This window comes from Novosphingobium sp. (assembly GCF_019748365.1).
Classification (GTDB): Bacteria; Pseudomonadota; Alphaproteobacteria; order Sphingomonadales; family Sphingomonadaceae; genus Novosphingobium.
This window is the reverse complement of sequence record NZ_JAIEPN010000006.1, coordinates 23,624-29,623: the sequence shown is the minus strand read 5'-3', so window position 1 is coordinate 29,623 and position 6,000 is coordinate 23,624. Positions and strand designations below refer to the sequence as shown.

Annotated in this window: 4 protein-coding genes; all 4 read right to left on the bottom strand. The window is 64.3% G+C overall.

The window, feature by feature from the left end; all coding sequences use genetic code 11:
* Positions 1–90: 90 nt before the first annotated feature.
* Positions 91–1,038, bottom strand: a complete 948-nt coding sequence (locus K5Q19_RS01800) for a TIM barrel protein (RefSeq protein ID WP_365758052.1) — start codon at positions 1,036–1,038, stop codon at positions 91–93.
* 181 nt (positions 1,039–1,219) lie between these two features.
* Positions 1,220–2,569 (bottom strand): glycoside-pentoside-hexuronide (GPH):cation symporter, encoded by a 1,350-nt coding sequence (locus tag K5Q19_RS01795; protein ID WP_292940387.1) that lies wholly within the window; start codon positions 2,567–2,569, stop codon positions 1,220–1,222.
* Positions 2,562–3,329 carry a TIM barrel protein gene (locus K5Q19_RS01790; RefSeq protein WP_292940384.1) on the bottom strand — a complete coding sequence of 256 codons (768 nt, stop codon included), beginning with the start codon at positions 3,327–3,329 and terminating at the stop codon, positions 2,562–2,564. Before K5Q19_RS01790 ends, K5Q19_RS01795 begins: the two co-directional genes overlap by 8 nt.
* Positions 3,330–3,411: 82 nt before the next feature.
* Positions 3,412–5,841 (bottom strand): TonB-dependent receptor, encoded by a 2,430-nt coding sequence (locus K5Q19_RS01785; RefSeq protein ID WP_292940381.1) that lies wholly within the window; start codon positions 5,839–5,841, stop codon positions 3,412–3,414.
* Between the last annotated feature and the right edge of the window lie 159 nt (positions 5,842–6,000).

The window sequence follows — 6,000 nt, the reverse complement described above, 5'->3', positions numbered from 1 at the left end:
GTCTAGCAGGACTGGCCCATTTTTAATCCGGTGCTACCGGCCGATCCGTGGCCCCTTTTATTCCCGGTGTTCTCATGGCACGGGTTCCTATCAGGCGGCAGCGCGAAGCTGGGGGGCGGGCTCGCCGAGAAGCTGTGCCAGCATGACCTGCTGGCGGCGGACCTGCTCGACACTGTCGGGTTCCATCGCGTCCTCGATCCAGCGGTTGCCTTCGTATTCGGAGCAGATGTAGCCGTCGTAGCCACCTTGCTGGAGCACCGCGACGATCTCGTCGTAAGGGATCGAGGGCTCCACATAATCCGCCGTCATTTCGTAGAACTTGCCGTGGATATTGTGGATGCGCGGCATGTAATCGAGCATGCGCTTGGGCTCGAACGCGGCGTTGTGGCGCAGCGTTTCGGCCATCGCGATGGCGGGGCCGGTGCCGCCCATCTGCTGGACATTGAGGATGACATATTCGGAAAGGACGCGGTCGGCGTAGGCCTTTTCGATATAGTCGGCGATGTTCTGCGGCACGCCGATGCGGAGAAACTTCTCCTTCCACACCGGCGGGAAGGCGTGGAGGAACATGCCCATGTCGGGGAGGAAGCCCAGCGCGTCGGAACCCGACTTTTCGAAGGCTTCGGCGTGGCGGATGATCCACGGGTGATCGAAGTGCAGCGGGGCGTGGACCTCGATGAGGATCTTGATGCCCTTTTCCTCGGCATGTGGCGCTGCAGCGACGAGCACTTCGGGGGCGATCGAGACGAGCGCGCGGATATACTTCATGCCGAGGCGGGCGCCGAAATCGATGTCCTTCTTCACGCTCGCGACCTGCTCGTCGAAGGGCATTTCGCGGCCCTTGTAGCGCTTGTAGTCGAGCATGAAGTCGTGGCTCACGGGGACGCAATCGTACTTGGCGATGAGGTGGTGCCAATGCTCGATCTCGGCCGGATCGACGTCCTGTTCAGGCCAGCCCCAGAAGGACTGCTCGCCGATAACCTCGATCCCGCGCGCGCCCATTTCGGCGCAAGTGCGGATGCAGTCTTCAAGGGTCATCTTGCCCTGGAAGGTCTCGTTCTGAAAGCTGTACAGGCTTACGCCGCGTGAGATCGGCACTTGCAGTCTCCCCTGAGGCGGCTGCCAAAGCGCCGCCTTGATTGTGAAGTGGGACCGCGTGGCTGTCTGCGAGTCCCGGTGGAAATATTAGAATGATAATTCTATTAATTGCCGCGCGAAGTCAAGGGGCCGCGGTGCGCAGTCGGTCGCGCCAGTGGCCGTCCATCGGCCAGAACCACACGGCGCCAGCCTGCAGCGCCAGCAATCCGCCCGCGACGAGGAAGTAGGCGCTGCGGATCTCGGCGCGCGCGGTCTCGCTCACCGCATCGGGCACATAGCCGGCCCAGGCGAGGACGAAGGCGCCGAGCGCGCTGCCGAGCGCCATGCCGACCTTGGTCGATGTGCTGATGCCGGAGGACAGCAGCCCTTCGTGCCGCACGCCGAACAGCGCCTGATGGTAGTCGGCGGTGGCGGCGGCCATCGAGAAGATGCCGGTGATCGTGACCGAGGTGATGATCGAGAAGGCGAAATAGGGCAGGAGCAGCGGTGGCACGGCGAGGCCGCCGATCTGCCAGTCGCTTGCATGATCGAGCCCCGCCATCGCCGCGAAGCACATGAGCGAAAGTACGATCGCGCCGATGCAGCCCTTGCGGATGCCGGTCCGCGCAAGGATCGGCGGGGCGATGAAGGCGGCGAGGAGCAGGCCGCCCGAGACCATCGGCAACATCACCGGGATCAGCCAGGGCTTCTGGACGATGTCCTTGGCGTAGAAGATCGTCAGCCCGAGCATGGCGCCGAAGCGGATGAAGTAGAGCAGGCAGAAACCGAAGCAGACCGCCCAGGCGCGGTTGCGCAGCATCTGGCTGACCGCCGGGAGCACGCGGAACGCAGATGCCGGCGCTTCATCGGCAATGCGTTCGCGGCAGTTGCGGAAGAGCATGCCGAGCGCGAGGAGCGAGAATGCGCCGAACAGCAGGGTGACGGCGAGGAAGCCGCGCGCTTCACTCCCGCCGCCGAGTGCGCCCACCAGTGGCATGGTCGCGGCGGTGCCGAGGATCACACCCACCGAAGTGCCGATCGAGCGCCAGCCGCCGAGGCGCAGGCGGTCTGCCGGATCGTCGGTCATCATCGGCATCAGCGCGGTATAGGGGATCGAGCCGAGGCTCATGATGATCCCGAGCGCCTTGAACGTGAGGAAGGCGTAGGCGAGCTGCGCGCTCTGGCTCCAGTTCGGTACATTGAACGTGGCGATGAAGACGGCGACGTATGGCACCGCCGTGAATAGGAAGTACGGGCGAGTGCGGCCCCAGCGGCTGCGCGTCTTGTCGACCGCTATGCCGACCAGCGGATCGATCACCGCATCGAGCAGGCGCGCGACGAGGAAGATCGTCCCCACCGCCGCCGCCGGGAGCCCGACGACGGTGGTGTAGTAATAAAGCAGGAAGGCGCCCGCCATGTTGTAGGCCAGGCTGTAGCCGAAATCGTCGAAACCGTAGCTGGCGCGTTCGGCCAGTGAGAGGCGTTCAGACACCGAGAGCCGCACGACTGACCGCCAGCGAGGCGGTGGCTTCCAGCGTCGGCCGGTACTCGAGGCCGAGCGCTCCGGTATAGCCGAGATCGCGCAAGGTCTGGATCGCAGCGGGCCAGTCGATGGTGCCGGTGCCGGGTTCGTTGCGGCCCGGACTGTCGGCCACCTGCACGTGCTCGACAAGGTGGATGCGGCCCGCGAGCACTTCGCGCATGTCCTCGCCCATCACGTGGCTGTGATAGACATCGTAGAGCAGCTTGAGGCGTGGGGACCCGACGGCTTCGATGATGTCGAGCGCCAGGGTCGTGTCGACGAGGTACATGCCGGGATGCTCGACGCGGTCGTTGAGCGGTTCGAGCACGAGGGTGACTTCGGCAGCTTCGGCAAGGCTCGCGGCGCGGCGCAGGACCTTCACGGCCTCGGCCTTGTGCGCCTCTGCCGAGATGCCTTCGCGGGTGAAGCCCGAGGCGACGATGAGGGGCGGCGAGCCGACGGTCTTGGCGATGGCCAGCGTATCGGCGACGGCCTGCAGCATTTCCTCATGCTGCGCGGGATCGACGATCGAGCGGCGCGGATCGACGCAGAAGCCGGTCAGCGTGACGCCGGTTTCAGCGAGCGCGGCGGCGAGGCCTGCCATGTCCTTGTCGCGCCAGAGGTGGAATTCGCAGGCTGCGAGCCCGGCTGCCTTTGCAGCGCGGACCCGGTCGGCGAGCGTGTCATTGCCTTCGGCAAACTGCCATTCGATACAGGCGGACAGTTGCATGTCCGGTCTCCCTTTTCGATCGGCTGGCTGCCGGTTGTCGGGGGCGGTCGCCAACCGCCCCCTCTTGGGTCATCGAGTCAGCTCAGAACTTCACGCCGAGGCGGATGCCGTACGTGCGCGGGGCGCCGAACTGCCAATTGAACACATCGTCCGGACCGGCTGAGACGAAGCTGCCGTAAGTCAGCGGGCGGTTGTTCTCGAGGTTCTTCACGAAGCCGATGATCGAGTACATCTTGTTCGCCGACTGATACTCGAGGCTGAGATCGCTCTGGGTGAAAGCTTCCTGCGTACCGTCGCGGTAGTTGTAGAAGTCGGTGAAGTACGACGACTTGAAGGTCGTGTCCGCCCGTGCCGTCAGGGTGCCGGCGCCGCCCAGCTGGAAGGTATGGTCGATCCCGGCGGTGATGATGAACTTGGGCGAGAACGGCGGACGATTGCCGGCAAAATTCGGCTGCTGGACGCCGGGCGTTGTCGGATCGAGATCGCCGATGCCGTTGACCGCGCCGCTCAGGTCAAGCACGTTGAACTGGGCAAACAGCTCCTTGTACTCGGCATTGAGGTAATTGATCGAGGTGTGGAAGTTGGTGTTGTCGTCCAGCTGGATGCTGCCCGAGGCTTCCAGGCCCCAGATCTTTGCCTTGCCCGCATTGAAGGTCTGCCCGCCGACGGTGGTGTCGAGCAGGACGGAGACCTGCAGGTCCTTGTAGTCGTAGTAGAACGCGCCGAGGTTGAACTGGTGCTGGCGGTGATCGCCGAAAGTCTGCTTCCAGCCGCCTTCGAAAGCGGTGTTGGTTTCGGGCCGGTAGGTGCCGACAGCATCGAAGCCGCCGCCCTTGAAGCCGGTCGAGGCCTTCACGTAGATCAGTGTTTCCGGATTGGGCTTGAAGTTCAGCCCGGCGAGCCAGGTGACCTTGCTGTCCTTGCTGCCGAGCGGCAGGATCTGCGCGTTGATCGCAGTGAGGTCCTTACGGCCAGGCCCCGCGCCGAGCAGCGCGAAGTTGGGACCGCCAACGGCGCACGAACCAACGGTCGGGCAATCCGGGCGCCCGGGGACGGGTGCGGTGGTGTTGTAGCGCACGAACGGCGTGCCGTTCACGTAGGTCGCATCGCGCTTGTTGTCGGTGTAGCGCAGGCCGCCGACGGCAGTCAGCTTGTCGCCCAGTGGCACTTCGACCTGACCGAACAGCGACTTGCTGTCGCTGGAGATCTTGCGGCCGAAGTAGGACAGGAAAGTGCCGTTCGGCGGCGCGATCGGGCCGAGGAAGAAGCCGTTCTCGCGGTCCAGCTGCTCCTTGAAGTAGAATCCGCCGATCTGGTAGATCACGCCGCCGATCTTGCCATTGAGGCGCAGTTCATGGCTCTGCGTGTCGGCCTCGTCCAGGAACGAGAACGACTGGTAGATCACTGGCAGGGTAATGCGGTTCTTGGGATCGCCGGAAAAGCTGCGGTAGCCGCCGATATAGGTCAGCGTCGCCGCCTCGCTGAATTCATAGGCAATGCGTCCGCGCACGGCCCAGCTATCCTGCTTGACCCGGCCGATGCCATAGAGCGGCGCGACATATTCGTTGCGGTCGATCTTCGAGAGAAGGTTGGTGTTGTTGGGCACGCACAGGACCTGCGTGTAGGCTGGGGCGACGCGGGTGAAGCCATTGTTGCAGCCGCCGCCGGTCGGGCCATTGCCCGCGCCGTTGAGATCGGCCACCGCAAAGATGCCCGGGCTGAACTTGCGCTGCGAGTATTCGGCGGCGAGATTGACCGAAAGCTTGTCGGTCGGATCGAGGCGCAGCGAGATGCGGCCGCCATAGGCGTTGTTGTCGTCCGAACGGCCTGCGGCATAGGCCGGGAACACGAAGAAGCCGCCGCCGGCGGGGTGCTTGTTGTAGCCGTCGCGGTCTTCGTAGAAGCCCGAGACGCGCACCGCCGCGACATCGCCGAGCGGCACATCGACACCGGCATCGGCGCGCACGGCGTTGTAGTTGCCGTAGCTGATCGTGCCATCGGCGCCGAATTTGCGGCCGGGCTTGCGGGTGATGAAGTTGATCGCGCCGCCGGTCGAGTTGCGGCCATACAGCGTGCCCTGCGGCCCGCGCAGCACTTCGACGCGCTCCATGTCGAACAGGGCGATCGACATCACGTTGGGGCGGTTGATGTATTCGCCGTCGATGTTGATGACGACCGAGGTGTCCTGCGCTTCGTCGTTCGAGGTGGTGCCGACGCCGCGGACGGTGACCTTGACCGTGCCCTGATCCTGGTTGAGCTGGACGACCGGGGCGATCTTGTCGATGTCGTTGAGGGTCGAGAAGCCGGCCTTCTTGAGGTCCTCGCCCGAGATCACGTTGATCGCGATGGGAACGTCGTTGAGCTTTTGTGTGCGGTTCTGCGCGGTGACGACGATTTCCTTGACGGCATCGTCAGCATCAGCCTGCGCGGCCTGCTGGGCGTGGGCCGGCGCGGCCATGGCGATGACCGCAGCGCCGGCGAGCAGACAGAATCCCTGGATGGTGGTGCGCATGATCCCTCCCTTGATGCACTCCGCTTGAGCTGGAGTGTCTGGTTTGCGAGTTTCGACCAGGGCCCGACGCGGGCTCTGGCATTCAGATGGACATTCGAGCGGACCGGCGCGGTGTCTTGAGCCGAAACGGTCCGAACCGGATATGGATTGAGATGTGTG

Bases quoted from the DNA above. Each gene is read 5' to 3' on its own strand.
- K5Q19_RS01790 (WP_292940384.1), bottom strand. From the start codon at position 3,329: ATGCAACTGTCCGCCTGTATCGAATGGCAGTTTGCCGAAGGCAATGAC.
- K5Q19_RS01785 (WP_292940381.1), bottom strand. From the start codon at position 5,841: ATGCGCACCACCATCCAGGGATTCTGTCTGCTCGCCGGCGCTGCGGTC.
- K5Q19_RS01800 (WP_365758052.1), bottom strand. From the start codon at position 1,038: ATGACCCTTGAAGACTGCATCCGCACTTGCGCCGAAATGGGCGCGCGC.